The organism is Pseudomonas sp. PDM14, from assembly GCF_014851905.1.
Lineage (GTDB): Bacteria > Pseudomonadota > Gammaproteobacteria > Pseudomonadales > Pseudomonadaceae > Aquipseudomonas.
In genome coordinates this window covers 1,497,496-1,523,010 of the sequence record NZ_JACVAQ010000001.1, presented here as the reverse complement: position 1 = coordinate 1,523,010, position 25,515 = coordinate 1,497,496, and the positions used below count along the sequence as shown (strand labels likewise).

General features: G+C 66.0%; 21 protein-coding genes. 8 read left to right on the top strand and 13 right to left on the bottom strand.

Features of this window, described 5'->3' with window-relative positions; translation table 11 throughout:
• Nucleotides 1-8: 8 nt before the first annotated feature.
• From msbA to hldE, 4 genes are all read left to right on the top strand, one after another.
• Nucleotides 9-1,835 carry a lipid A export permease/ATP-binding protein MsbA gene (msbA, locus tag IB229_RS07230; RefSeq protein WP_192326384.1) on the top strand — a complete coding sequence of 609 codons (1,827 nt, stop codon included), beginning with the start codon at nt 9-11 and terminating at the stop codon, nt 1,833-1,835.
• Nucleotides 1,835-2,731, top strand: coding sequence for a GNAT family N-acetyltransferase (locus tag IB229_RS07225; RefSeq protein WP_192326382.1), 897 nt, complete (start codon nt 1,835-1,837; stop codon nt 2,729-2,731). Before msbA ends, IB229_RS07225 begins: the two co-directional genes overlap by 1 nt.
• 4 nt (nt 2,732-2,735) lie before the next feature.
• Nucleotides 2,736-4,136, top strand: a complete 1,401-nt coding sequence (locus IB229_RS07220) for a PIG-L deacetylase family protein (protein ID WP_192326380.1) — start codon at nt 2,736-2,738, stop codon at nt 4,134-4,136.
• Between the two features lie 93 nt (nt 4,137-4,229).
• Nucleotides 4,230-5,651, top strand: coding sequence for a bifunctional D-glycero-beta-D-manno-heptose-7-phosphate kinase/D-glycero-beta-D-manno-heptose 1-phosphate adenylyltransferase HldE (hldE, locus tag IB229_RS07215; protein WP_192326378.1), 1,422 nt, complete (start codon nt 4,230-4,232; stop codon nt 5,649-5,651).
• Between the two features lie 39 nt (nt 5,652-5,690).
• On the opposite strand, the gene IB229_RS07210 is transcribed toward hldE, so the two are convergent.
• The 4 genes from IB229_RS07210 to IB229_RS07195 all read right to left on the bottom strand — a co-directional run bounded on the left by IB229_RS07210 (nt 5,691) and on the right by IB229_RS07195 (nt 9,038).
• Complete coding sequence (locus tag IB229_RS07210; protein WP_192326376.1) at nt 5,691-6,596, bottom strand: metal ABC transporter ATPase; 906 nt, start codon at nt 6,594-6,596, stop codon at nt 5,691-5,693.
• A 57-nt stretch (nt 6,597-6,653) separates the two neighbouring features.
• Nucleotides 6,654-7,472: an aldo/keto reductase gene (locus IB229_RS07205; protein WP_192326374.1), complete on the bottom strand. Its 819-nt coding sequence runs from the start codon at nt 7,470-7,472 to the stop codon at nt 6,654-6,656.
• Nucleotides 7,469-8,644, bottom strand: a complete 1,176-nt coding sequence (locus tag IB229_RS07200) for an NAD(P)/FAD-dependent oxidoreductase (protein ID WP_192326372.1) — start codon at nt 8,642-8,644, stop codon at nt 7,469-7,471. Before IB229_RS07200 ends, IB229_RS07205 begins: the two co-directional genes overlap by 4 nt.
• Before the next feature lie 61 nt (nt 8,645-8,705).
• Nucleotides 8,706-9,038: a DMT family transporter gene (locus IB229_RS07195; protein WP_192326370.1), complete on the bottom strand. Its 333-nt coding sequence runs from the start codon at nt 9,036-9,038 to the stop codon at nt 8,706-8,708.
• Between the two features lie 60 nt (nt 9,039-9,098).
• Here IB229_RS07195 and waaA point away from each other — a divergent pair, with 60 nt between their 5' ends.
• The gene (gene waaA, locus IB229_RS07190; RefSeq protein WP_192326368.1) at nt 9,099-10,382 is read left to right on the top strand and encodes a lipid IV(A) 3-deoxy-D-manno-octulosonic acid transferase; all 1,284 of its coding nucleotides are present in this window, start codon (nt 9,099-9,101) and stop codon (nt 10,380-10,382) included.
• Here waaA and IB229_RS07185 read toward each other — a convergent pair.
• The gene (locus IB229_RS07185; RefSeq protein ID WP_192326366.1) at nt 10,335-10,901 is read right to left on the bottom strand and encodes a metal-dependent hydrolase; all 567 of its coding nucleotides are present in this window, start codon (nt 10,899-10,901) and stop codon (nt 10,335-10,337) included. The genes waaA and IB229_RS07185 overlap by 48 nt on opposite strands.
• Nucleotides 10,898-12,424: a histidine kinase gene (locus IB229_RS07180; RefSeq protein WP_192326364.1), complete on the bottom strand. Its 1,527-nt coding sequence runs from the start codon at nt 12,422-12,424 to the stop codon at nt 10,898-10,900. The genes IB229_RS07185 and IB229_RS07180 overlap by 4 nt, the downstream gene beginning before the upstream one ends.
• Nucleotides 12,425-12,591: 167 nt before the next feature.
• Here IB229_RS07180 and serB point away from each other — a divergent pair, with 167 nt between their 5' ends.
• A complete protein-coding gene (serB, locus tag IB229_RS07175; protein ID WP_192326362.1) occupies nt 12,592-13,806 on the top strand; it encodes a phosphoserine phosphatase SerB in 1,215 nt (404 codons plus the stop codon).
• Between the two features lie 60 nt (nt 13,807-13,866).
• Here serB and IB229_RS07170 read toward each other — a convergent pair whose 3' ends face one another.
• The 6 genes from IB229_RS07170 to IB229_RS07145 all read right to left on the bottom strand — a co-directional run bounded on the left by IB229_RS07170 (nt 13,867) and on the right by IB229_RS07145 (nt 22,341).
• Nucleotides 13,867-15,933, bottom strand: coding sequence for an EAL domain-containing protein (locus IB229_RS07170; RefSeq protein ID WP_192326360.1), 2,067 nt, complete (start codon nt 15,931-15,933; stop codon nt 13,867-13,869).
• A 64-nt stretch (nt 15,934-15,997) separates the two neighbouring features.
• Nucleotides 15,998-17,803 (bottom strand): molecular chaperone, encoded by a 1,806-nt coding sequence (locus IB229_RS07165; RefSeq protein ID WP_192326358.1) that lies wholly within the window; start codon nt 17,801-17,803, stop codon nt 15,998-16,000.
• 157 nt (nt 17,804-17,960) lie between these two features.
• A complete protein-coding gene (locus IB229_RS07160; RefSeq protein WP_192326356.1) occupies nt 17,961-18,947 on the bottom strand; it encodes an HPP family protein in 987 nt (328 codons plus the stop codon).
• A gap of 3 nt (nt 18,948-18,950) precedes the next feature.
• The gene (gene asd / locus IB229_RS07155) at nt 18,951-19,820 is read right to left on the bottom strand and encodes an archaetidylserine decarboxylase (RefSeq protein WP_192329306.1); all 870 of its coding nucleotides are present in this window, start codon (nt 19,818-19,820) and stop codon (nt 18,951-18,953) included.
• 139 nt (nt 19,821-19,959) lie between these two features.
• Entirely contained in the window at nt 19,960-20,775 is an 816-nt protein-coding gene (locus IB229_RS07150; RefSeq protein ID WP_192326354.1) for a rhodanese-like domain-containing protein, read from the bottom strand.
• Between the two features lie 48 nt (nt 20,776-20,823).
• Entirely contained in the window at nt 20,824-22,341 is a 1,518-nt protein-coding gene (locus IB229_RS07145) for an HDOD domain-containing protein (protein WP_192326352.1), read from the bottom strand.
• A 121-nt stretch (nt 22,342-22,462) separates the two neighbouring features.
• Between IB229_RS07145 and motA the strand changes: the two genes are divergently transcribed.
• Both motA and motB read left to right on the top strand, forming a co-directional pair.
• Nucleotides 22,463-23,314: a flagellar motor stator protein MotA gene (gene motA, locus IB229_RS07140; protein ID WP_192326350.1), complete on the top strand. Its 852-nt coding sequence runs from the start codon at nt 22,463-22,465 to the stop codon at nt 23,312-23,314.
• A 5-nt stretch (nt 23,315-23,319) separates the two neighbouring features.
• Nucleotides 23,320-24,354, top strand: coding sequence for a flagellar motor protein MotB (gene motB / locus IB229_RS07135; protein ID WP_192326349.1), 1,035 nt, complete (start codon nt 23,320-23,322; stop codon nt 24,352-24,354).
• Nucleotides 24,355-24,420: 66 nt separating this feature from the next.
• Here the strand turns inward: motB and rsgA are convergent, their stop codons facing one another.
• A complete protein-coding gene (gene rsgA / locus IB229_RS07130; protein WP_192326346.1) occupies nt 24,421-25,452 on the bottom strand; it encodes a small ribosomal subunit biogenesis GTPase RsgA in 1,032 nt (343 codons plus the stop codon).
• Nucleotides 25,453-25,515 lie beyond the last annotated feature (63 nt).

The following is a 25,515-nucleotide window of genomic DNA, read 5'->3' as shown; positions in this document are numbered from 1 at the left end:
CTCGCCGAATGGCCAATTCTACCCAGCAATCCAGCATGAAGGTCTATCTGCGGTTGCTGAAGTACGTCGTCCCTTACTGGGGCATGTTCGCGATCAGCATCATCGGCTTCCTGATTTTCGCATCCACCCAGCCCATGTTCGGCTACATGCTGAAGTATTTCGTCGATGGCTTGGAGAATCCGGATGCCAGCTTCTTTGCTGGTGTGCCCTATCTGGGGGACGTGCAGTTCCTGGTCGACCTGAACCTGGTGCAGATGGTGCCACTGCTGATTGTGCTGATCGCCATCTGGCAGGGGGTTGGCTCGTTTCTCGGTAACTATTTCCTGGCACGTGTCTCTCTGGGGCTGGTGCATGACTTACGCGTCGAGCTGTTCAACAACCTGCTGGTGCTGCCCAACCGCTACTTCGATAACAACAACTCGGGCCACTTGATTTCGCGTATCACCTACAACGTGACCATGGTCACCGGCGCCGCCACCGACGCGATCAAGGTGGTGGTACGCGAAGGCATGACGGTGATCTTCCTGTTCGGTTCGCTGCTGTGGATGAACTGGAAGCTGACCCTGGTGATGCTGGCGATCCTGCCGATGATCGCTCTGATGGTCAGCAGTGCGAGTAAGAAATTCCGCACACAGAGCAAGAAGATCCAGGCCGCCATGGGAGACGTCACCCATGTGGCCTCGGAGACCATCCAGGGCTACCGCGTGGTGCGCAGCTTCGGTGGCGAGGAATACGAGCGTGCGCGCTTCCTGGCCGTGACCGACGATAACCGGCGCAAGCAGCTGCGCATGGTCAAGACCAACGCCGTCTACACCCCGTCGCTGCAGCTGGTGATCTACAGCGGCATGGCCGTGTTGATGTTCCTCGTGCTGTTCATGCGTGGTGATGCATCGGCGGGGGATCTGGTCGCCTACATCACCATGGCGGGCCTGCTTCCCAAGCCGATCCGCCAGCTGTCCGAAGTCAGTTCGAATATCCAGAAAGGTCTGGCCGGTGCGGACAGTATCTTCGAGCAGCTCGACGACGAGCCCGAGCGCGATACCGGCACCGAAGAGCGCGCGCGGATCAGCGGGCGCCTCGAGGTACGCAACCTGGTCTTCCAGTATCCGGGTGCGGAAAAGCCGGTGCTGGACAACATTTCCTTCGTTGCCGAGCCGGGGCAGATGATCGCCCTGGTCGGTCGCTCCGGCAGCGGCAAGTCGACCCTGGCCAGCCTGATCCCGCGCTTCTACCAGCACGAGCAGGGCGAGATCCTGCTCGATGACCTGCCTGTAGAGCGCTACACCCTGCGCAACCTGCGTCAGCACATCGCGCTGGTCACCCAGCACGTCACCCTGTTCAACGACACTGTGACCAACAACATTGCTTATGGCGCCCTCGGCGGTTCGCCGATCGAGGCCGTGCGCAAGGCTGCCGAGGCGGCCTACGCTGCCGAATTCATCGAGAAGATGCCGCAGGGCTACGACACGCTCGTCGGCGAGAACGGTGTGCTGCTTTCTGGTGGCCAGCGCCAACGCCTGGCGATTGCCCGCGCGTTGCTGAAGAACGCACCGTTGCTGATTTTCGATGAGGCCACGTCGGCCCTCGACACCGAGTCAGAGCGGCATATTCAGAGTGCTCTCGACGAGGTGATGAAGGGGCGCACCACGCTGGTCATCGCCCACCGCCTGACCACCATCGAGAAGGCCGACCTGATCCTGGTGATGGATCAGGGGCGGATAGTCGAGCGTGGTACGCACAGCGAGCTGCTGGCCCTCAATGGCTATTACGCCCGCCTGCATGCCCGCCAGTTCGACGAGGGTGGCGACAGCATCCAGGCGGAGTCGGACGTCTGATGCTGAGTCACCTGCGCGCCTGGCGCGAGAAGGGCTGGGTAGAGATCGATGCGGCCGCCTATGCCCAGGTCTGGCAGCGTTACGGTGGCAGTGTCGCCACCCATCCGCAGGTGATCGAACGGCTGGCCGCGCTGGCCGGTATTCCGGTGCGTTACCTCGGCTGGCGGGTCGATGGCGAGGTGCGTGCCGCTCTGGCGACCTGGGGGCGGCATCTGGCCCTGGCCAAGGATGTGCTGAAGCAACAGGGCAAGCGCGGTCTGTTTGATCTCGGCAACGCCGAGATCATCCTGCCGGTCGCCGAGTCGGTGCAGGTCGCGTTGCGCCATCGCGCCCGTTACGTTTCGGCGCTGAATGCGCCGCACGTCACCACGCTGAGCGAGCAGCCTGAAGGCCTGGCGCTGGCGCGAGAGCCTGAGGAATACAGCAAGAAATTTCGCTACAACCAGCGCCGCGAACAGCGCCTGCTTGAGGAAGCTGGTGGTGTGCTGCGGTCCATGCACGAGCTGGATGCGGCCGAGCAGGCGCGTATCTACGCCGACCTGTTCCAGCGCCGCTGGGGGTTCGAGGCGACCGGTAAGGCGCATCTGGCTGAGGTATTCGGCCTGATGCGCGAATTCATGACCGGCTCGCTGATCTACCTGGGCGACGAGCCGGTGGCGATCCAGATTCTCTACCGCGTGGAGGCGCCGGGCTGGGTCAGCCTGGAGTACATCAACGGTGGGGTCGATCCGCAGAGCCGCGAATTCAGCCCCGGCAGCGTGCTCAGTTTCGTCAACACGCAGACCGCCTGGGCCGAGGCGCGTGCGCTGGGCAAGCCGCTACGCTATTCCTTCGGGCGCGCCGATCGCGAGTACAAGGAGCGCTGGTGCAACCGGGTTCCGGTCTATCAGGTGTAAGGCCATGAGCGCACGCAAACAGCAGTTGCTGAAACGTCATCGCCGCAACAAACGCATCGTACTGCTGATGGCCCTGCTCGGGCTGGTCGGCCTGGGCGTTTTCGTCGCCTGGTGGCTGGTGCCGTTGCTGCTGCTGACGGGGTGGGTCGCGCACGAGGCCTGGTTCGCCGATCACCTGTTCTATGCCGCCGACGAAGACTACCGCTACGACTTCCCTGAGCACACGCCGAGCCATGCGGTGCAGCTGCACGACGGCCTGTTGCGGGTGGCCGGGGATTTCACGCCGGGTGACACGCTGATTCTGGCGCTGGATATCCGTGCCAGCTGGCTCGGGCGCTGGCTCGATCCCTACGTACGGGTTGGTGCGGATCGCCAGGATTTCGAACGGGGTGTCGACGGGCGCCGCTTCCTCAATCTGTCCGGTCAGGGAGCCGACCTGGCGGCAGGGCGCTTGTCGCTGCGCGGACGTTTCTGCACGTTGTCGGCGTCTGCCACGCTATTCGTGTTGCGCAATCCCGACTACGCCGAGCAGCGCCTGATGGTCGTCGCCCCGCATGCGGACGATGCCGAGCTGGCTGCCTTCGGCCTGTACAGCCGTGCGCGTGACGTGAGCATCGTCACCCTGACCCAGGGCGAGATCGAAGCGCAACACTACCAGCGCCTGGGTCTCGACCTGGCGGCTGCCGCGCGCCTCAAGGGTCGCCTGCGCAGTTGGGACAGCCTGGCCGTGCCGCTCTGGGGCGGCGTGCCACAGCAGCGCTGCGTGCAACTGGGCTACTACTGTCTGCAGCTGCCGGCGATGGCCGCGCAGCCGGAGCTGGCCTTTGGCTCGCGCGAGTCCGGCGAACACGATATCCGCCTCGTGCGTCAGCACAACCCGCTGGCGCTGCCGGGCGATGCTGATGGCGAGCCCAGTTGGCGCAACCTGGTTGCCGACCTCGCCGCACTGCTCGAACATTTTCGCCCGGATGTGGTGGTGACTCCGCACCCGGAGCTGGACCCGCACAGCGATCATGTCGCGGCTACGCGCGCGCTGATCGAGGCCATCCAGCTCAGCGCCTGGCCGCCGCGGACGCTGCTGCTGTACGCCAATCATCTGCACGACAACGACCGCTGGCCGATGGGCCCGGCAGGCTCCGGTATCGCCCTGCCGCCAGCCATGGTGGCCTTACCGGCAGATGGCCTGTGGAGCCCGCAACTGGGCGCCGGTACACAAGTGAACAAGGCCATGGCGCTGGCCATGCAGCACGATCTGCAAGGCCCGCTGCCCCTGAAGAAGCGCCTGCGTCGGCTGATCCAGCGTGTGCTGGCCGGACGTCGCTGGCCGGCCAGTGGCGAGGACGAATTCTTCCGCAAGGCTGTGCGCCGCCACGAGCTGTTCTGGGTGCGCCCGCTTGGCGAATGAATGCCGCTGGGCACCGAGGCGGGGCCCGGGCAGGTCGAGCCACCCTCCCTACAATGTTATGATCCGCGTCGATTTTGCCGCTCCGGAGTTGCCATGAAGTTGTCCATGCCGCGTTACGATCAAGCCCCCGTTCTGGTGGTGGGCGATGTCATGCTCGACCGTTACTGGCATGGCGGCACGTCGCGTATTTCGCCGGAAGCGCCAGTGCCGGTGGTGCGCGTCGAGCAGATCGAGGATCGCCCGGGCGGCGCCGCCAACGTCGCGCTGAACATCGCAGCGCTGGGCGCGCCAGCCACGCTGATCGGTGTGACCGGTGACGACGAGGCCGCCGAGAGCCTGCGCGACAGCCTGGCGGGTGTGGGCGTGCAAACCTGCTTCCAACGCATCGACGATCAACCCACCATCGTCAAGCTGCGCGTCATGAGCCGTCACCAGCAACTGCTGCGGATGGACTTCGAAGAGCCCTTCAACACCGATACCGAGGCGCTGGCCCGCGAAGTCGAGCGTCTGCTCGACGGGGTCAAGGTGCTGGTGCTGTCCGACTACGGCAAGGGTGCGCTGAAGAACCATCAGGCCCTGGTCCAGCTGGCGCGCAAGCGTGGCATTCCGGTGCTGGCCGATCCCAAGGGCAAGGACTTCTCGATCTACCGCGGCGCCAGCCTGATCACCCCCAATCTCAGCGAGTTCGAAGCCATCGTCGGGGGGTGCGCCGACGAGGCCGAGCTGGTCAGCAAAGGCGCCAACCTGATGCGCGAGCTGGAGCTGGGCGCACTGCTGGTGACCCGCGGCGAGCACGGCATGACCCTGCTGCGCCCGGATCACGCGCCGCTACACCTGCCGGCGCGTGCCCGCGAAGTGTTCGATGTGACCGGTGCCGGTGACACGGTGATTTCCACCCTGGCCGCCAGCCTGGCCGCCGGCGAGGAGCTGCCGCAGGCCGTGGCCCTGGCCAACCTGGCCGCCGGTATCGTGGTCGGCAAGCTCGGCACCGCGGCAATCAGCGCCCCCGAGCTACGCCGTGCAGTGCAGCGCGAGGAGGGTTCCGAGCGCGGCGTGCTGAGCCTGGACCAACTGCTTGTCGCCATCGAAGACGCGCGTGCCCATGGCGAGAAGATCGTCTTCACCAATGGCTGCTTCGATATCCTGCATGCCGGTCACGTGACCTACCTGGAGCAGGCGCGTGCGCAAGGCGATCGCCTGGTGCTGGCGGTCAATGACGATGCCTCGGTCAGCCGCCTGAAAGGTCCGGGCCGACCGATCAATGCTGTGGACCGGCGCATGGCCGTGCTCGCCGGCCTTGGCGCGGTGGATTGGGTGGTGAGCTTCAGCGAGGACACCCCCGAGCGCCTGCTCAAGCAGGTGCAGCCGGATGTGCTGGTGAAGGGCGGCGACTATGGCATCGAGCAGGTCGTGGGCGCCGATATCGTTACTGCTTACGGTGGCGAAGTGCGCGTGCTGGGGCTGGTGGAGAACAGCTCGACCACTGCCATCGTCGAGAAGATCCGCAGCAAGTGATGCGTCATGGCGCCGACCGCCTGGTCAGCGCCATCCCCCTCAGCCGGCCATGCGCCCCGGCTCGCTTTCCGTTTGCGCCAGGCGCGCCTGCCAGTCCTTCCAGCGGATGCGCTCGTCGCGCACCAGCCAACCGTCTTGTTCGGCAAAGCTTTCCGATAGCCACACGCCGCGCGTGCTGGCTGGGTGCAGGCTGCCTTTTCTCAGCGTGAGCAACTCGTCGGTCGGGCGGCCGTGTTGCAGCGGCAGCAGGTACAGGTCCGGGGTGCGTCGCTCCAGGCGGGCGATCAGCTGGCCATCCTCCAGGCGCTCGTCGACATGGAACAGGCTCGGCGCGCGGCACTCCTTCGGTAGCTCCAGGCGCAGGTCATAGACCAGCTGCAGCGACGCGGTGGGCAGGTGCACATAGGCACGCGGGCGCTCCATCAGGGTCAGGTTTCCGCATTGCACCGGCCGCGCGGCACCGGAGAGCGGACTGAGGCGAAAGTGGCAGATTTCCCGGTAGCGCAATGCCGGCTGGTACGGCGTCGGCAGCCAGGTGTCGCCGAAGCGCCCGCCGAGCCAGCCGTCGGCCGTTTCGATCAGGCACTCTTCGGCGACTTCCTGGATGGCGGTGAGCAGAGGCAGGTTGAGTTCGTGAGCGGGCACGTAGCCGGAGATCAGCTTGAGTACCACGTCGCCGCGGTCCGGGCGGCGCTGGCGCACCAGAATCCAGTAGTCGCGGCCCTGCCAGTTGAGGGTCAGGCGCACGGAGACGCCGAGGTTGGCCAGTTCCGTGGCGAAGTGCTGGTTGTCGTCGATCTGCAGTGGTCGACGGCGCTCGAGCATCTGGGTGAAGTTCAGCGGGCGCCCGAGGCTGCGGTAGTGCAGGCCATCCGGGCCGGCTTCGACGTGCAAGGGTAGCGTCTTGAAAGCGCCGGGGTCTTTGCGGGCGAGTTGTCTCGGCATGTCTGCTCCTGCGGCGATGCTGCCCGTGCTTCCGGCTCCTGTCCGGCCAGGCGGCAGTTATTCGAGTTGTGCAGTGTAGCCGCGGATTACCGCCGCGGCGGTGGCGGCATTCGCCGCAAGATGTTGCGGGTTGATGGTGCCGACGATGGCGCTGCCGACACCCGGATGAGCGAACAGTAATTCGAAACTGGCACGCACCGGGTCCCGTCCGTCGGTCAGGCAGGCGTGGCCGCTGGCCAGCGCCTTCTTGATCAGGATGCCCTTGCCGTGAGCGGCGGCATGGTCGAGTACCGGCTTCTCGCCCTGTTCGCCGAGGTTGTAGGTGACCATCGCGCAGTCGCCCTGTTCCAGGGCCAGCAGGCCGCCGGCCACGGTCTTGCCGGACAGGCCGAAGGCGCGGATCTTGCCTTCGTGCTTGAGCGCGGCAAGGGCTTCGTAGACACCGCTCTCGCGCAGGATGGCGACATCGTTGCCGTCCGAATGGACCAGCACCAGGTCGATGCAGTCCGTTTCCAGGCGCGTGAGGCTGCGCTCCACTGACAGGCGCGTGTGCGCCGGGCTGAAGTCGTGATGCGACTGGCCGTTTTCGAATTCTTCACCCACCTTGCTGACGATCACCCAGTCATGACGCTGGCCGCGCAGCAGCGGGCCGAGGCGTTGTTCGCTGACGCCATAGGCCGGGGCGGTGTCGATCAGGTTGATGCCGAGGTCGCGCGCCTGGGCCAGCAGATTGCGTGCGCTGGCGTCGTCGGGAATGGTGAAGCCATTGGGGTACTTCACGCCCTGGTCGCGGCCGAGCTTGACCGTGCCCAGGCCGAGCGGCGAGACCCGCAGGCCGGTGCCGCCCAGCGGGCGGTGCAGGTCGTGCAGGCTCATGGCAGCAGCTCCTCCCAGACCGGCCTGGCCAGCGGCGGGCGTGGCAGCTCGGGCAGCGCCGGGGCGTTGCCGGGCTGGATGCCGTCGCGGCCGAGGGCGGCCAGCACGCGGTCGCTGAAGTCCGGCGACAGGGCCAGCTTGGTCGGCCAGCCCACCAGCAGGCGGCCCTGTTCTGCGAGGAAGGCGTTGTCCGGGCGCACCAGGCCGGATTGCGCCGGCTCGGCGCGGTCGACGCGTAGGGTGGCCCAGCGTGCGTCGTTGAGGTCGACCCAGGGCAGCAGGTCGCCCAATTCCTTCTGCGCGGCCTTGATCTGCGCAGCCTCGTCGCGGGCCACGCCGTCGGCTTCGGCGATATCGCCACCGAGGTACCAGACCCACTGGCCGTCGGCGGCCGGGTGGCTGGTGACGGTGATGCGCGGCTTCGGCCCACCACCCAGGCAGTGCGCGTACAGCGGCTTCAGGCTCTCGCCCTTGACCAGCACCATGTGCAGCGGGCGCAGCTGCTGCTTGGGCTGCTCGACGGACAATGCGCTGAGCAGCTCGGCGTTGCCCTGGCCGGCGCTGAGGACGATGCGCTGAGCGCGGATCTCACGGCCGTCGACGCGCAGGCCGACCAGCTCGTCGCCCTCGCGCAACGGCTCGATGCGTTGTCCGGCGAGCAGGCTGTCGCCGGCCAATTCGGCCAGGCGCGCGATCAGGCTGGGCACATCGACCACCAGTTCGGCCAGGCGATAGACCTTGCCCTTGAACTTCGGGTGCTGCAGCGCGGGCGGCAGCTGCTCGCCCTTGACCTGGTCGACACGGCCGCGCACTGCCTTGCTGGCGAAGAAGCTGGTCAGATTGCCGGCGAGGGTGCCGGGCGACCACAGGTAGTGCGCGGCGGAGAGCAGGCGCACGCCGGAGAGGTCCAGCTCGCCCTGGGCATCGAGGGCTTCGCTCCAGCGCCGCGGCATGTCGGCGATGGCTTCCGAGGCGCCAGTCAGTGCACCGTGCAGGGCGTACTTGGCGCCGCCATGGATGATGCCCTGGGACTTCAGGCTCTGCCCGCCGCCGAGGGTGGCGTTCTCCACCAGGATGGTGGCGTAGCCCTGCTGGCGCAGGCGGGCGTTGAGCCAGAGGCCGGCGATACCGCCGCCAACGATCAGGACATCGGTGCTGAGAGCTTGGGACATGCACGGGGCTCGCTGGAAAACAGGCGCGCAGTATAACCCCGCGCCTGGCGCTGCAGACCGATCAATGGCCAGTGGTGCTGGAGAACAGCTGAATCACCAGCACGCCGGCGATGATCAGGCCCATGCCAAGCAGGGCCGGCAGATCGAGTTTCTGGTCATACAGAAACAGCGCGGCGATGCTGATCATGACGATGCCCAGGCCGGACCAGATCGCATAGGTCACGCCAACTGGAATGCTCTTCATCACCAGGCTGAGCATCCAGAACGCGGTGCCGTAGCCGACGATCACCAGCGCCAGGGGCAGCGGCTTGCTGAAACCGTCCACGGCCTTCAGCGCGGTGGTGCCGATGACCTCGGCGGTGATGGCGATGGCGAGGTAGATGTAGGCGTTCATGGCGCGCTCCAATCAGGTTCTCGCGCATTCTCGCACGGCCCTTTGCTAAGCTGCGCGCCCATGAACCGAGCTCTCTATACCCTGCTGCTGCACCTGGCCCTGCCCCTGATTGCCGTTCGCCTGCTGTGGCGCGCCTGGCGCGCGCCCGACTACGCCAAGCGCGTCGGTGAGCGCTTCGCCATCGGCCTGCCGCCCATGCAGCAGGAGGGCATCTGGATTCACGCCGTGTCGCTCGGTGAAAGCATCGCCGCCGCGCCACTGATTCGTGAACTGCTGGCGCGCTATCCGCAGCTGCCGATCACCGTCACCAACATGACCCCGACCGGTTCGGCGCGTATCCAGGCGCTGTTCGGCGCACGCGTCCAGCATTGCTACCTTCCCTACGACCTGCCCTGGGCCTGCGCGCGCTTCTTCCGTCATGTGCGACCGCGTCTGGCGATCATCATGGAAACCGAGCTGTGGCCCAACCACATCCACCAGTGCGCGCGGCATGGCGTGCCGGTGGCGCTGGCCAATGCACGGCTGTCCGAGCGTTCGGCGCGCGGCTACGGCAAGCTGGCCAGGCTGACGGCGCCGATGCTCGCCGAGCTGAGCCTGATCGCCGCGCAGACCGAGGCCGAGGCCGAGCGCTTCCGCCAGCTCGGCGCGCACCCGGCGTGCGTCGAGGTGACCGGGTCGATCAAGTTCGACCTGCGCGTGGATCCGGAACTGCTGGTAAGCGCCGCCGAACTGCGCGCCAGTTGGGGCGCAACGCAGCGCCCGGTGTGGATTGCCGCCAGCACCCATGCCGGCGAAGACGAGATCGTCCTGGCTGCGCACCGCCAGCTGCTGGCGCGACAGCCGCAGGCGCTGCTGATTCTGGTGCCGCGGCATCCCGAGCGCTTCGCGGCGATGGCCGAGCTGAGCGAGCGTGAAGGCTTCACTACGGTGCGCCGCTCGCACGGGCAGGCGGTAACTGCCGGGACCCAGGTGCTGCTGGGCGACACCCTGGGCGAGCTGCTGTTTCTCTATGCGTTGGCGGATCTGGCGTTCGTTGGCGGCAGCCTGGTCGAGAACGGCGGGCACAACCTGCTCGAGCCTGCCGCGTTGGGCAAGCCGCTGCTGAGCGGGCCGCACCTGTTCAACTTCCTCGAGATTGCCGCCCAGCTGCGCGCGGCAGGCGACCTGGTCGAGGTGAATGATGCGCGGACCTTGTATGACGCCGTGCAGCGGCTGTTCGCCGAACCGTCGCAAGCTGCAGCGATGGCCGAGGGCGGGCTGAGCGTGTTGCGCGCCAACCAGGGCGCGCTGGAGCGCTTACTGGCTGGCTTGGCGCGTCTGTTGCCGACGTCGCCACAGGCCTAGCGCCAGCAGGCGTAGGGCGCTGCCGCCCAGCGCCACGACCAGGCAGGGCAGCCAGACCCAGCGCGCTTCCGAGGCGAGCACGTCGAGCCCGCGCTGACTGAAGAAACCGTGCAGGAACGGCGAGACTTCGATCGGTCGCCACGGCAGGAAGAAGCGCTGCTCGTTCCAGGGCCACAGCCAGGCCACGCCCAGGCCGCCGTCGGTGGCGGCATCCAACAGGCTGTGTGACGCGGTCGCCAGGCTGATCCAGCAGAAGGCTTTGAGCGGGCCGCAGCCGAGCAGGCGGCAAGCCAACGCACCGAGCGTGCCGCACACTCCGGCGAACAACAGTGAATGACTGAAGCCGCGATGCCCGAAGGCGTCGGCGTAGGCGATGCCGAGTTTGAATGCCAGCACGTCGGCATCGGGCAACAGGGTGAAGAGCAGGCCGGCGAGCAGTAGGCGCGGCGGGATGGTCCGCGGGCCGAGGGCCAGGCCCACTGCCAGCAGCGGCAGCGGGTGGCTGATCAGGGTGGTCACGGCTGGGCGGCGTTTTCGTGCATGCGCGCCAGCTGGCGTTCCAGCAGCGACGGGTAGGGCTCGAGCAGGCGCTCGACGCAGCTGGCGCCTTCCGGGCTGGCGATCGGGCGGATGCGCGCGCGCTGGCGCACCAGCGGGTCGTCGGCAATGGCGCGCTGTACTAGCAACAGGTTGCGACTGTGCTGCGACAGCGCCAGGGCGTCCTGGGCGGCATCGCTGAGCAACAGATCGGCCTGGCTCGGTGCGTTGAGTTCGTCGCTGCAGGTCAGACCCAGTTGCAGCTGAAGGGTGATGCCGCTGTCGGCGACTTCGATCTGCAGGGCATGGCCGAGGGCACGCATCAGCTCGCCGCAGCACAGGGCGTGGGTCAGGTAGTCCTCACCACTCTGCGCGCTGCCGAACAGCATCAGGCTGCTGCCGTCGTTGAGGGTGTAGAGCTTGCCCTGGTACAGCGCGGCGGCCTGCTCCAGGTGATCGCGGTAGCGCTGCAGCAGGTCGAGCAGGCGGCTGCGTGGCAGACGGCGCAGCTGTTCCTGGGCGCCGAGCTGGATCGCCAGTACGGCGCTGTAGCCGGGCTCGCGGGGCGGCGCCTCGGTGACCGCTGTGGCGGGTTCGTAGATCGGCGCTTCACTGTCGTCGCGCAGGTCGACGAACGGGTCGTCATCCACCTCGCGGACGCTGGATTTACTGTCCCAAGGCGCGTCCTGATCGTCGTCGAACGGCGTCTCGTGCAGGTTCGGTACGTCGAACTCCTGCTCGTCGTCGGCGTAGTCCGGGTCGAGGTCCATTTCGGCGTACGGGTCTTCCGGCAGCGCTTCGGGTTGCGGCTTTTCCGGCACCAGGCGTGCCTGCAACTGACGGGCGAGGTCACCGATTTCGTCCTGGCGGCCGGCGCCAGGTGCGGGATCATCGGGGTCGCGCAGCCACACGCGCAGCTGCAGCAGGGGTGTGGAGATGTGCCGGCCCAGGCGCAGGCTGAGGGACAGGGTCAGCGCCAGCAGAATCAGGCTGAGCAGGCCCATGCTCTGCAGGCTGATGGTCATCGGCTGCTGGAACTGTTCCATGTCCAGGCTGATGCGCAATTGCCCGGCCATCACTTCCTGGAAGGTGATCGGCGTGGAATACAGGCCTTCGGTCTCGCCGAGCAGGCTCTGGCTGGGGCGCGAGCCGGCTTCGGCGAGGATGCGGTTGTCCACGCTGTAGATCGCCGCGTGGGCCACCAGCGGGTTCTTCACCAGGTTGCTGAGCAGGACGTTGAGGCTGAGGATGTCGTTGGACACCAGCAGCTCGGTGGCCGAGGTGGCGGTCTGCACGATCAGGCTGCGGCCCACGGCGTCGGCCTGTTGCTGCATGGCCTGCTTGAACTGCATGCCCATCACCCAGGCGTAGATCACCAGCGCCAGGGCGACCAGCAGCAGGCTGTGGCTGGCGATACGCAAGGCCAGCGGTACGCGCCGTTGACGCAGGGCGTGAAACAGCAGGAGGAAGAAATTGTCGGGTTTGACCTGAGCGGGCCGGTTCACAGAGCGCGGCTCTTCTTGAAATGGAATTGTCGCGCAGTATAACCACCACCCCCCGGAGGGCAAAGCGGCGCACGTGCCCTGTCATCGGTGAAACTGGTTAGAATGTGCGCCTTTTCATGGGGCCGCCGCGCCTCGTCGATCCAATTGCGAGCCTGGGAGTTGCCGCCTTGCGCGAAATCGTCCTGATCAACATCACCGGGGAAGATCGCCCGGGGCTGACCGCAGCCGTCACCGGGGTCCTCGCCCAGGGCGGCGTGAACATCCTCGACATCGGCCAGGCGGTGATCCACGACACCCTGTCGTTCGGCATCCTGGTGGAAATCCCGGATACCGAGCAGGCCTCTTCGGTGCTCAAGGACGTGCTGTTCACCGCCTACAAACTCGATCAGCAGGTGCGCTTCACCCCGGTCTCCGAGTCGGACTACCAGCAGTGGGTCGGCGGTCAGGGCAAGCCGCGCTACATCGTCACCCTGCTGACGCGCAAGGTCACCGCCGAGCAGCTGCAGCGGGTCAGCTCGATTACCGCCAAATACGGCCTCAACATCGACCACATCGATCGCTTGTCCGGGCGCATGCCGTTGGACACCCCTGCCGACCAAGGCAAGGGCTGCATCGAGTTCTCCGTGCGTGGCGAGCCGGCCGATGCGGTGGCGCTGCGTGCCGAATTCCTCAGCGTGGCCCAGGAGCTGAACGTCGACATCGCCTTCCAGCGTGACTCGCTGTTCCGCCGCAACCGCCGTCTGGCGGTGTTCGACATGGACTCGACGCTGATCGAGGCCGAGGTCATCGACGAGCTGGCCAAGGCTTACGGCGTGGGTGACAAGGTTTCCGAGATCACCGAACGAGCGATGCGTGGCGAGCTGGATTTCCGTGCCAGCTTCAAGGAGCGCATGGCGCTGCTGCAGGGGCTGCCGGAAACCGTGCTGGCCGATATCGGCGCCTCGCTGCGCCTGACCGAAGGCGCCGAAGTGCTGTTCGCCGAGCTCAAGCGCCTGGGCTACAAAACGGCGATTCTCTCCGGTGGCTTCAGCTATTTCGCCAAGCAGCTGCAGGCCAAGCTCGGTATCGACTATGTGTTCGCCAACGAGCTGCAGATCGTCGATGGCAAGGTCACTGGCGTGGCCGTCGAGCCTATTGTCGACGCCCAGCGCAAGGCCGATCTGCTGCGCGAGCTGGCGGACAAGGAAGGCCTGCGCCTGGAGCAGACCATCGCCGTCGGTGATGGCGCCAACGACCTGCCGATGCTCGGTCTGGCTGGTCTGGGCGTGGCGTTCCGCGCCAAGCCGCTGGTCAAGCAGTCGGCCAAGCAGGCGATCTCCACCCTGGGGCTGGACGGTATCCTCTACCTGCTGGGTTTCCGTGACCGCGACGGTAGTGAGTGACAGTTTCGCCGTCATAAAAAAACCGCCGAAGGGCGGTTTTTTTATGGGCGGGTGGCGCGATCACTCGTCGCCGGAGGAAAAGTCGTAGTTCATCGACTGGCTCGGGCCCTGCAGGTAATGGCCCTGGATGTAGTTGACCCCGGCCTGCCACAGCGTTGCCAGCACGCTGGCGCTCTCCACGAACGGCACGATGGTCAGCTTGGCCTGGGCATGCAGGCTGGCCAGGAGGGTCTTCAGCGCCTCCTGATTTTCCGCCGAGGTCAGGTCCTGGGAGAACGAGCCATCGACCTTGACGAAGTCCACGCTCAGGTACTTCAGCGTGTTGAACGGGTTCAGCGCGCAGCCGAACTGGCTCAGGGCGACCTTGCAGTGCAGCTCGGCCAGGCCCTGGGTCAGTGCCTTGGCCTGTTTGAGGTAGGCGATGGCGTCCGGCTCGCTGATCTGGAATACCAGCGCATCGGATGGCAGGCGCGCAGCCTTGAGGGCGACACTGAGCCACGGTAGCAGGGTTTGGTCCTGCAGACTGCTGGCGGACATGTGCACAAACAGGCGGGTGGCGTGGCCCTTGCTGCGGTGATCGGCGAGCAGCTTGATCGAGTTGAGGATCACCCAGCGGTCGATCTTCTCGGCCAACCCGGCATCGCGCGCGGCATTGAGGAAATCGGTCGGCGGGACCTCATCGCCCTGCGGGCTGAGCAGGCGCAGGAGCACTTCGTAGTGCTCCTCGCTGTCGCCGCGCAGGCTGATGATCGGCTGGAAAAGCAGGCGGAAGCTGTTGTTCTCCAGTGCCTGCTGGACCATCGCCACCAGGCTGCCGCGGCTGGCGGCGGCGGCCAGTTCGTCGGCCGGGTTGTACAGCTTGATCGCGTTGCCATCGCCGAGTTCGTCGGCACAGCGGTGCGCGCGGTCGACCACTTCCTGGGCCTTGGCGGTCTTCTCGCTGAGGCCGGCGACGCCGATCGACAGGGTGGTCTGTACGGTGCGGCCGCTGACGTCGAACAGATGGCCTTCGACCTTGGCCAGCAGGCTGGTCAGTTGCTCGGTGGACTGCTCGGGAGCGATGCCCGGCTGCAACACGGCGAACACGTCGTCACCGAAGCGGGCGAGTTGGGCATTGCCCGGGAAATGCGCGCGCAACAGATGGGCGATATCGGTGAGCAGCATATCGATGCCGGCCAGGCCGACTTCGGCCAGCAGCGTGGCGTAACGATCGACGCGGATATAGGCCAGGCTGGCGACTTCGCCGGCGGTCACCGCGCGCTGTGCGGCGCCATCCATCAGCTCAAGGAAGTGGGTGCGGTTGAACAGGCCGGTGACCAGGTCCTGGCTGCTGATTTCGCGCAGCTTTTCTTCCAGTTCGGCGTTGTCGTTTTCGGCGCGGATCACCACCTGGATGCAGGGTTCGCTGTCGTAGGTGGCGGGCGAGAAGCCCATGCGCGCCTGGAAGCGCTGGCCGTCGGCCTTGACCCCGGTGCAGGCCAGTTCGGCGGTGCCGTCGGCCGAGTAGTTCTTCAGGAAGTCCTTGAACGCCGCCTGGTTCTCGCTGGCGATCAGGTCGATCATCGGCATGCCTTCGAGTTCGTCGGCATCCTCGTAATCGAACAGCTGCAGGTACGCGCGGTTGGCGTAGATGTGCATGCCGTCGTGAACGTAGGTGATGGCATCCACCGAGCTGTCGAGCAGCAACTGGCAGCGCTTCTCGGCTTCGCGCAGGGCGACTTCGGCGGAGCGGCGCGCACGGCGTTCTTCGAGGTTGGCCAGCTCACGGTTGGCGACCAGAATCAGGCGTTCGTCTTCGCCTTGCGGCAGGGCGTCCTGGGCGCCGAGGCTGAGGGCCTCGGTCACGGCGTCGGAGTCGTTGCCGTCGATCAGCTGGATCACCGGAATGTCCTTGGCCTGGCGGCGGATGGCGGTGATCGCTTCGTTGGGGTCGAGGTTCTCGCTGCTCGGTGCGGTGATCAGCAGGTCCCAGCTCTGCTGCAGGGCTTCGGCCAGGTTGTCGCTCGAGGTGATGCGATGTACGCGCGTGGCGCGGCCGGCATTGCGGAACAGGCTAACCAGGCGCTCGGCCTCGTTCTGCGAATCCTCAAGAATCAGCAGACGTATAGTTTTTTTCTCGATGGCCATGGCTTATCTGTGCGGCGCCGAAGAACGGGCGCAAAAAGGCGACAAAAGGTAGGGTCTTGGCAATCTACAGCGACTTCCAGAGTGAGTCAAAGTCTTCCTCGCCGCCCTTGGCAGGGCTGCTCGGGGCTGTGACGGAGGTCCCGGACGTCGGGGTTTCATCGTCCAGTTTGCGGTACTCAAACTGGCTGAAACTGCCGGTGCTGGTCTGCCGGCGGCTGAGGATCGCACGCAGTTCCTGGCCATTGAGGTTGATGCTGACCTTGTTGCTTTCCTGGAACGGCAGGCGCGGAGTGAGCAGGGTGGCCGGGCGGGAGATCGCGCTGATTGCCGGCAGCAGCAAAGCGCGCAGGTAGTGGCTGTTCTGCTCGCTCTTGCGCACCAGTTGCAGGCCACAGGGCTGCGCCTGCGGGGCGATCAGCTCGATGCCCATCTGCGTGCCGCCGCCGCGGACCTGGCGAATCCAGCGCACCACCGCCACACTCCAGGCCTGGTTCGGGGCGTCCTGGATACCCAGCAGTTCGCCGGCCTGCATTTGCGTCGGCACGTCTTTCTGCCAGCTCAAGCAATAACCGCCGGGGCTGTGGTTGATGATCGGCAGCTCGTACAGCGGGTAGGTCTCGGCCTTGTTGGCGAGGTCTTCCTCGGCGTTGGCATTGGGCCGGCGGAACTGGATTTCCTCGAACGGCAGGCCGTTTTCCCAGTTGTTCACGGCCTGGGCATCGAAGGCGCCGGACCAGATGTCCGGCTCATCCTTGTTGATCGGTTTGAACACGGCGGCCTTGGTTTCTTCCGGGCGTTTGAGCACGTCGTTGAAGTTCTTCTGCCCGGCGAGGAAGAAGTGCACGGCGCTCATGCCGATGCACAGGGTCAGGCTGCCGCGGCCGACGCTGCGCTGGAAGGTGCGCTCGGAGATGTCGCCCCAGGCCGAGCTCAGGTGCTGCAGCAGATCCAGGCTCATGCCGTCGGGGACCGTGAGGCGCTGAGGATCGCGCGACTCCGCTGGCAGCAGCAGGTGCTCCTTGATCGCGTCGACCAGCACATGCGGATCGAGGCCTATCAGGTTGTGCAGGTCGCTGTCCTTGTACAGCGACTTGTAGCGAGGCGGACCGTCCTGCTGGGGGGCGACCACGAACAGGCTCTGCGGCTGGTCGGCAGGTTGCAGGCTGGCCATCGCGCTCCAGCCTTCCAGGGCCTCGGCGAGCCGGGCGATGCCGCTCTGGCGCATCTGGTTGCAGCGGGCGCAACCGAGTAGCAGCGCGGCGAGGTAGGTCTGCTCCTGGCTCAGGCTCTTGCAGCTGGACTGGCTGTCGACCACTTGAGTGCGTTGCAGGCTGAACTGGCGAGCAATGCGGTTGAGCTGGTGCAGCTCCAGCCACAGGCCTTCCGGCACCGGGCAATAGAGCTGGCTGGCGCGTATCAGCGGGCCGTAAAGCGCATGGCTGGCGCGCTGCAGGGCGATGGTCAGCACCTGGGCGCGGTCCTTGCCGAAGCGAGGCACTTCGCGGGCGACGATCAACTTGTAGCCGATGGCCAGGTGGTTCTGCAGGGCCTGGCAGAGGTTGGCGACCTTGCGCGGGCGTTCATCGAGAACGATCGACTGATTGAGGAAGTGCCGCTCCAGGTGGCGACAGACGAAGTACACCTCGGGGCGCAGCAGTTCGAGCAGTTGCAGACGGTTTTCCGTCGGGGTTTTCAGCTGGTTGAGTTCGACCAGGCTCTGGTAGAGCTGGCGTGCAGTTTCACCGATATTGGCCTTGGGCAAACCGGCAATCCAGCGTTTCAGGTCGCGCGGACTCGCATCGCAAAAAGACAGCCCCTGCTTGTCGGGAACGGGAACGCGCAAATGCAGGTGAGGGCTTTGTTTATCCATACCAAATCGTTGTCCGTTGGCTCTGGCGCTTATTCCAGAAAGGCTCGTCGGCTGACGGTTTTCCGAACTCTAGCAGTATCGCGCCAGAGCTGCAGCCAGGGTTCTGGCACAGGGCCAGACTATTGATTGAGACCGTGACACGGATGTCGCCGTTCCCTCAGGTATTCGTGGGCAAGCCGGCCACCGACTCGCCGGGGCTGACGCGCACCCAGCCGTCGTCAACCCGCAGCACCGCGCTGGATGCCCAGGCGGCCATGTCCTGACGGCGGCACACGCCGGTATTGCCCTGGCCTGCGCCGGCCAGCACCTTGTAGATCACCTGGTCGCGCATGCCGCGCCCCGGTTTGCCGGCGTCGATCACCTGGCGTACGGCCCAGGCATTGCCCGGCTGGCCATTGCTGTAGCAGGCGCCAAGAACGATGTCGGCCGCCTCCAGGCGCTGGGCCTGGGCGTGCTGCTGCGCCAGCTGGACGATTTCCAGCAGGTCATCGAAACGGATGTCGATGTAGGAGTCCACCTGGCGCAGCGCATGGTAGAAATCTTCCGGGCTCAACCCGCCCGGATTACTGATCGGTGCGGGTTGCCGGGCCAGCGCTGCGGGATAACGGCGCCAGGGGAACAGGCAGTTGAACAGCACGGCAACCAGCAGCATCACTGCCGCGTTGAGCAGCACCGGGCTGAGCACGAAGGCGAAGCCGAGGTCGTGAACGGCCTGGCCGCCAATCACGGCGCTGAGGGCAGTGGCACCGCCCGGCGGATGGATGCAGCGGGCGTACTGCATCACCAAGATCGCCAACGCCACGGCCAGTGCCGGGGTGAACGGCGAGTCGGGCAGGAGCATCTGGCACGCCACGCCGACTGCCGCGGAGAGACCGTGGCCGCCGATCACTGCCCAGGGTTGCGATAGGGCGCCGTGCGGTACGACGAACAGCAGCACAGCGCTGGCGCCCATCGAGGCGACGACCCACAGCGCGGCCTCGCTCGGCAGCAGCCAGTGGGTGACGGCGTAGATCAGACCGATGCCGATCAGTGCGCCCAGGGTGGCCAGGTATTTTTCCAGGTGGCTGGTGGCATCCTTGCCCCAGCCGAGCAGGCTGCGCAGGCGCGCCCAGGGCGACGCCGGTGGTGTGTGCGGTGCGGGCATGCCTCAGGCGTTGCGCGGCTGGGCCAGGGCCTGGCCCATGCGTACCGGGCTGCCGGCAACCAGGCCTTCGGCCCATTGCACCTGCTGAGGGCCGAACAGCACGATGGCGGTCGAGCCCAGTTTGAAGCGACCCAGTTCGCCACCTTTGTCCAGCTCGATGGCGGCGCGTGCAGCTTCATCGTAGCGGGTGGTCTTCAGCTCGCGCTTCGGCGGGGTGATCAGGCCGGCCCAGACGGTTTCGATGCTGGCGACGATCATTGCGCCGACCAATACCACGGCCATCGGCCCGCGTTCGGTATCGAACAGGCAGACCACGCGCTCGTTACGGGCGAACAGTTCGGGGACGTTTTCCGCGGTGGTCTGGTTGACCGAGAACAGGCGGCCGGGAACGTAGACCATTTCCTTCAGGGTGCCACCGAGCGGCATGTGCACGCGGTGGTAGTCCTTAGGCGAGAGGTAAATGGTGGCGAAGTCGCCGCCCATGAATGGCGCAGCGCGCTCGGCATCGCCGCCGAGCAGTTCGAGCACGCTGTAGCTGTGACCCTTGGCCTGGAACACACGACCCTGTTCGATCGGGCCGAGCTGGCTGACGGCGCCGTCGGCCGGGCAGAGGATCGCGCCCGGGGCGTCGTCGAGCGGGCGTGCACCGTCTTTGAGGGCGCGGGTGAAGAAGGCGTTGAAGTGCTCGTAGGCGGTCAGGTCTTCGACCTGGGCTTCGCTCATGTCGACCTGGTACTGCTTGGCGAACCAGCCGATCAGGCGGTCCTTGAGCCAGCTGGCGCGGCATTCGGCGGCAAAGCCGATCAGGCGCGACAGCAGGTGGTGTGGCAGCAGGTACTGGCTGAGGATGAAGAGACGCTGTTTCATGAAAATTCCTTGCAGGTTCGGACCTGTTTCTCGGCTCCGCCGGCAGCGGCGGAGTCAGGCGAAAAGAGCAGAGTGGCGCGCAGTTTACGGGCTGAGGCGGCGCCTGCCGAGGCGATTTTTGCAGGCGTCGCCGATACAGAGTCGCTCAGTGCTCGACCGGCGTATCCGCAAGGTTGCCCCATTCCGACCATGAGCCGGCGTAGGCCTTGACCCGCGGATAACCCAGCGCCTTGGCGGCGAGGTAGGTGAAGCCGGAGCGGCGGTGCGTCTGACAATGGGTGATGACCTCCTTGTCCGGCGTGATGCCCAGCTGGGCGAGCACGTCGGCCATGTCGGCGCGAATGCGCAGGCTGCGTTGAGGGTCCATGCCGGCGGTCCATTCGAAGTTCACTGCGCCGGGGATGTGCCCGCCCTTGGCCGACAGCACTTTCTCACCGCTGTATTCGGCCGGTGCGCGAGCATCCCAGATGGCCAGGTCCGCGGCGCCGAGGCGGCTCTGCAGGTATTCGCGAGTGGCGGTGGGTGCGTCGCTCAGCGTCAGGCTGACGGGGGCACTGGCCGCTGGCGGTACGTCGTGCGACAGCGCCAGGCCGTCGCCGAGCCAGGCCCGCAGGCCGCCATTGAGAAAGTGATAGCGGTGATGGCCGATCACGTCCAGCAGCCAGATGAAGCGCCCGGCCCAGCCGCCGCCTTCGTCGTCATAGACCACGTACACCGCGTCGGGACCATGGCCGAGTTCGCCGAACAGGTTTTCCAGTTGCGCCTGTTCCGGCGCCAGGCCCGGAGCCGGTGGCTGGCCGAACTGGGTGCGCTTGCTGTCGATCCAGCGTGCACCGGGAATATGGCCCTCGGCATAACGCGCGGCAGGACTCAGGTCGACCAGGATCAGCTCGGGCGTCGTCAGGCGGGCGGCCAGGTCGTGCGGCTCGATCACCAGCGGCAGGGCGGAGAAGGCGGACATGCGGGGTCTCCGAAGACGGGAATGGGGGAGCGGATTGTAGCGGAAAGCCTATCCACCACGACGGGCGAAGGTGGCCAGGCCGCGCTCGATGCATTGCACGGTTTTACCGAATACCTGCAGCTGCTGATCGCTGATCGGCGCACCGTTCTGGTCGGCGACCAGCAGCATGACCACGCGCTCGTTGCTGGCCAGCGAGCGCAGCAGCAGGTGCTCGCTGGGGAACAGGGTCTTCAACTGGCCGGGCAGCAGGGGAGAGAATTGCGCGATGTTGGCAGGGGTCATGCGCAGCTGGCCAGGCTGGGCGAGGAGCTTGCGCAGTACCTGGCTGTGGGTCGGGTCGAGGCGCAGCTGGGCGGCACCATCCGGGAGGCCGGCGGCCTGCTGCGCGATGAGGCGGGTGTGATTGCGGTCGGCGAGTAGCAGCAGGACGCGCGGCATGCCGCTGGCGACCAGGGCCGTGCGGGCGCAGTCGGTGAGCTGGATGACGTTGGCGAACGGCGTGGTCGGTGCCAGCAGGCGCGAGCACTGTTCCTTCCATTCATTCGGCTCGGCCTTGGCTTCCACGGTGGCGGGCGGCAGGCGCAGGCGGCAAGCATCCCATGGCCACAACAGGGCAATGGCCGGGTGCCAGAGGCTGGGGGCGGCGTGCTGGCGGGCGCTCTGTGCGGCCTGCTGGTGGATCAGTTGCTGCACTTCGCCCAGCGGCACCTGCAGGTACAGACCGGTCAGGCGCTGCCAGCGCAGGGTGTGCGGGCAGCTCCAGTTGTGGTGCGCGGACACGGCCAGGCCGTTGGCCAGCAGGATGCTGTTGCCCGGGTGGGTCAGCCAGCGGCGCAGGTGCGGGTCGTCGTCGAGCATCTGCTGCTGGTGCAGCGGGTGCTCATTGTCATGGGCGATGTGCAGGGCCTTGACCAGCAGGCGGCGGTCCTCGGCGAGCAGGCAATAGCCCTGCGCGATCCACTCCGGCAGGCGCCAGTGCTGGGCCAGGGCCAGGCCCAGCTGGATCAGCGATACGCCGAGCAGTTCGCGCTCGACCCGTGCGGCCGGCTCGCCCTTGGCCAGCACGCGTTGCTCCCAGATGCCGAGCAGTTCCGGGCGGGCGTAGACCAGCGGCCAGAGCGGGGCGAGAAACAGCAGGCTGCTCCAGTGAATCTCCTGCCACAGGCGCGCCAGGCGCGCGGCGAACAGACCGCTGGCCTGCTGGGCGGCGTGCAGGCTGATCAGCTGCAGCTGGGCCAGGGCTGGCGGCATGTCGTCGTCGGCGAGGGCAGGCATCTGCATGACGATCGCTTCGGCGCGCTTCAGGCCGAGGCGGTTGAGCGCCATCTCCAGGCTTTCGGCGGGTTCGCTGAAGCCGCTGCTGCTGCGATTGGCTGCGCGCATCAGAGTGAGGGCGATAGCCGGGCTGTTCTGCACCACGTCCGAGATGTCGCGCAGCGAGCGGCGGCTGTCGACCAGGTTGCGACGTACCAGTTCCTGCTGGCTGGCGGCAACGGGCAAACGGACCCCATCCAGCTGCTTGAGCCAGGCCTCGAGTGTCTGCGGTGCGGTCTTCGGAGAGTTCATGCTGCTTGAGCCAAACTGGCTTTTCGCCTTTACTGGCTATAGTCTGGCGCAATAGTTCCGATAAATAGAAGGGTTGTTTTCAACGAGCCCCTCCGACTCACCTTCTTAAGTTCATTTCTTCATGGCAAAAATTCTCGGCATTTTGGTCGTATTCGGCAGTGTGCTCGGCGGTTTCATTCTGTCGGGCGGCAAGTTCATGGCGTTGATCCACCCCTTCGAGGTGATGATCATCGGCGGTGCCGCACTGGGTGCGTTCCTCCAGGCGAACCCGGGCAGCACCTTCATGACTGTCTTCAAGAAGTCGCTGAAGATGTTCAGCTCGCGTTTCACCCACGGCTTCTACCTGGAAGTGCTGAAGCTGCTCTATGAGATCCTCAACAAGAGCCGGCGCGAGGGCATGATGGCCATCGAGGCCGATGTCGAGGACCCCGCTGCCAGTCCGATCTTCAGCAAGTACCCGTCGGTGCTCAAGGATCCGGCCATGACGGCGTTCATCTGCGACTACCTGCGCATCATGTCGTCCGGCAACATGGCTCCGCACGAGCTGGAGGGCCTGTTCGACATGGAACTCAATGGCATCAAAGAAGAACTGGAGCACCCCTCCCACGCTGTGGCCAAGGTCGCGGACGGCATGCCGGCCATGGGTATCGTGGCGGCGGTGCTGGGTATCGTGATCACCATGTCGATCCTGGCGTCCGCGGACAACGCGCAGATCGGCGAGAAAGTGGGTACCGCTCTTGTCGGTACGTTCCTCGGCATTCTGGCGTCCTACGGCTTCTTCGGTCCGCTGGCCGATGCGCTGGGGCACGATGCCAAGGAAGAATTGAACCTCTACGAAGCGATCAAGGCGACCCTGGTGGCCTCCGCCTCGGGCATGCCGCCAACTCTGGCCGTGGAGTTCGGGCGCAAAGTGCTGTTCCCCGCGCACCGACCGAGCTTCAGCGAACTCGAACAGGCCATGCGCGGTAGCTAAGGCCCATGGAAAACAACCAGCCGATTATCGTAAAGCGCGTCAAGAAGATCGCTGGCGGCCACCACGGTGGCGCCTGGAAGATCGCCTTCGCCGACTTTGCCACGGCGATGATGGCGTTCTTCCTGGTGATGTGGCTGATGTCCTCGGCCACCCCGGAGCAGAAGAAAGCCATTGCCGGTTACTTCCAGGATCCCATCGGTTTCACCGAAAGTGCCAGCCCCTATGTCATCGACTTGGGCGGTACGCCGACCCCGGCGCCGGACCGTACGCTCAACCCGGATATCAAGGATTCACCGGACGCCCCCGAGTCATCGGTCGACTCGGTGAACGACATGCAGGCCGCCGACGCCGAGCAGGCGGAAAAGCTTGCCGAGCAGGTCGAGAAGGAGCGTCTGGAACTGTTGCTGCAGGAGCTGCAGACCAAGGTCGACGAGAACCCGCAGCTGCAGAAATTCAAGGACCAGATCCTCTTCGAGATCACCCAGGACGGCCTGCGAATCCAGATCATGGATGCCGAGAACCGGCCGATGTTCGACCTCGGCAGCGCGCGCCTACAGCCGTATTTCGAAGACATCCTGCTGATCCTCGCGGAAACCATCATGACCGTGCCGAACAAGATCAGCGTCAGCGGCCACACCGACGCCAAGCCGTTCGCCGGTACCGGTGACTTTGGCAACTGGGAACTCTCGGCCAATCGGGCCAACGCCGCGCGGCGTGCGCTGGTCGCCGGCGGTTACCCGGATGACAGCGTGGCGCGCGTGGTTGGCTATGCCTCCTCGGCACTGTTCGATCGCGAGGATCCGCTCAATCCGGTCAACCGCCGCATCGACATCATCGTCCTGACCAAGAAGGCCCAGCGCGATATCGAGGGTGGGCAGAGTGGCGATGGCGCCGGAAGTGAGGCGCCGCCCGCCGAGGACGGTGCGACCGCGCCGGGCGAGGCACCTGCAGCGGATGCGCCGCTGCAACCGCGCGACCTGCGCCAGAAGCTGAACATCTTCGAGCAGGGGGCGCTGCAGTTCGACGAGCCGAAGGAGTAGGGCGCTCGAGCCCATAATGAACAAGGCCGCGATGATCGCGGCCTTGTCGTTTTCAGCGCTCTGCTTTCAGTATTCCGCTTCCGGCAGGCTGGCAATGATGTGTCGGTAGCTGGCCATCCGTTGCGGCTGAATGCGACCGTCCTCCAGCGCCTTGAGTAGCGCGCAGCCCGGTTCGCGGTCGTGCTTGCAGTCGCGGAAGCGGCAGGTGCCAAGCAGGTCGCGGAACTCGATGAAGCCGGCTTCGACGTCATCGCGGCTGACGTGGCCGAGGCCGAACTCGCGGATGCCGGGGGAGTCGATCAATTCGCCACCGCCGGGGAAGTGGAACAGCCGCGCGGTGGTGGTGGTGTGCGTGCCCTTGCCGGTCAGCTCCGACAGTGGGCCGACGCGGGTGTCCACGCCCGGCAGCAGGCTGTTGACCAGCGATGACTTGCCGACACCCGACTGGCCGACGAACACGCTGACGTGACCGTCCAGGCGCGCCTGCAGCTTGTCCATGCCGTCGCCTTCGTGGGCGGACACTTCCAGCAGCGGGTAACCCAGCTGGCGGTAGGTGGTGAGCAGGCCGTTGAGGTGTTCGGCGTTGTCCTCGTCGACCAGGTCGGCCTTGTTCAGCAGCAACTGCGGCTGGATGCCGGCGTGCTCGGCAGCGATCAGGTAGCGGTCGATCAGGTTGGCGTGCGCGTGCGGCAGCGGGGCGAAGACGATGACGATCAGGTCGACGTTGCCCGCGACCGGCTTGAGCTGGCCACGCATGTCCGGACGGCATAGCTCGGAAGTGCGCGGCAGCTGGGCGACGATTACGCCATTGCCCTGGTTGCCGGCACGCCAGACCACGCGATCACCGGTAACCAGTGTCGGCAGGTTGGCGCGCAGGTGGCAGCGCTGCACCTGGCCGGCGAGTTCACCTTCCAGCGCCTCGACCTCGACCTGTACGCCGAAGTGGGCGATGACCAGGCCAGTCTGCTCCGGCCCCAGGTCGCCACCCTCGAGTTCTTCGAGCATGCGCGATTCGCGCTTGGCGGCGCGGGCGGCACGCTCTTCCTGAACCTTGTCGATGCGCCAGTTCTGGCGACGGGTGAGTTGGCGTTTGGCCATGACCTTTCCGGGGTGAGAAAACGGCCGCGAGTTTAGCACGCGCTGGCTGCCGCCCGTCCCGGC

Excerpts from the sequence above, each read along its gene's own strand:
- msbA (WP_192326384.1), top strand. The coding sequence starts at position 9 with ATGGCCAATTCTACCCAGCAATCCAGCATGAAGGTCTATCTGCGGTTG.
- IB229_RS07225 (WP_192326382.1), top strand. The coding sequence starts at position 1,835 with ATGCTGAGTCACCTGCGCGCCTGGCGCGAGAAGGGCTGGGTAGAGATC.
- IB229_RS07220 (WP_192326380.1), top strand. The coding sequence starts at position 2,736 with ATGAGCGCACGCAAACAGCAGTTGCTGAAACGTCATCGCCGCAACAAA.
- hldE (WP_192326378.1), top strand. The coding sequence starts at position 4,230 with ATGAAGTTGTCCATGCCGCGTTACGATCAAGCCCCCGTTCTGGTGGTG.
- IB229_RS07210 (WP_192326376.1), bottom strand. The coding sequence starts at position 6,596 with ATGCCGAGACAACTCGCCCGCAAAGACCCCGGCGCTTTCAAGACGCTA.
- IB229_RS07205 (WP_192326374.1), bottom strand. The coding sequence starts at position 7,472 with ATGAGCCTGCACGACCTGCACCGCCCGCTGGGCGGCACCGGCCTGCGG.
- IB229_RS07200 (WP_192326372.1), bottom strand. The coding sequence starts at position 8,644 with ATGTCCCAAGCTCTCAGCACCGATGTCCTGATCGTTGGCGGCGGTATC.
- IB229_RS07195 (WP_192326370.1), bottom strand. The coding sequence starts at position 9,038 with ATGAACGCCTACATCTACCTCGCCATCGCCATCACCGCCGAGGTCATC.
- waaA (WP_192326368.1), top strand. The coding sequence starts at position 9,099 with ATGAACCGAGCTCTCTATACCCTGCTGCTGCACCTGGCCCTGCCCCTG.
- IB229_RS07170 (WP_192326360.1), bottom strand. The coding sequence starts at position 15,933 with ATGGCCATCGAGAAAAAAACTATACGTCTGCTGATTCTTGAGGATTCG.
- IB229_RS07165 (WP_192326358.1), bottom strand. The coding sequence starts at position 17,803 with ATGGATAAACAAAGCCCTCACCTGCATTTGCGCGTTCCCGTTCCCGAC.
- IB229_RS07160 (WP_192326356.1), bottom strand. The coding sequence starts at position 18,947 with ATGCCCGCACCGCACACACCACCGGCGTCGCCCTGGGCGCGCCTGCGC.
- IB229_RS07150 (WP_192326354.1), bottom strand. The coding sequence starts at position 20,775 with ATGTCCGCCTTCTCCGCCCTGCCGCTGGTGATCGAGCCGCACGACCTG.
- IB229_RS07145 (WP_192326352.1), bottom strand. The coding sequence starts at position 22,341 with ATGAACTCTCCGAAGACCGCACCGCAGACACTCGAGGCCTGGCTCAAG.
- motA (WP_192326350.1), top strand. The coding sequence starts at position 22,463 with ATGGCAAAAATTCTCGGCATTTTGGTCGTATTCGGCAGTGTGCTCGGC.
- motB (WP_192326349.1), top strand. The coding sequence starts at position 23,320 with ATGGAAAACAACCAGCCGATTATCGTAAAGCGCGTCAAGAAGATCGCT.
- rsgA (WP_192326346.1), bottom strand. The coding sequence starts at position 25,452 with ATGGCCAAACGCCAACTCACCCGTCGCCAGAACTGGCGCATCGACAAG.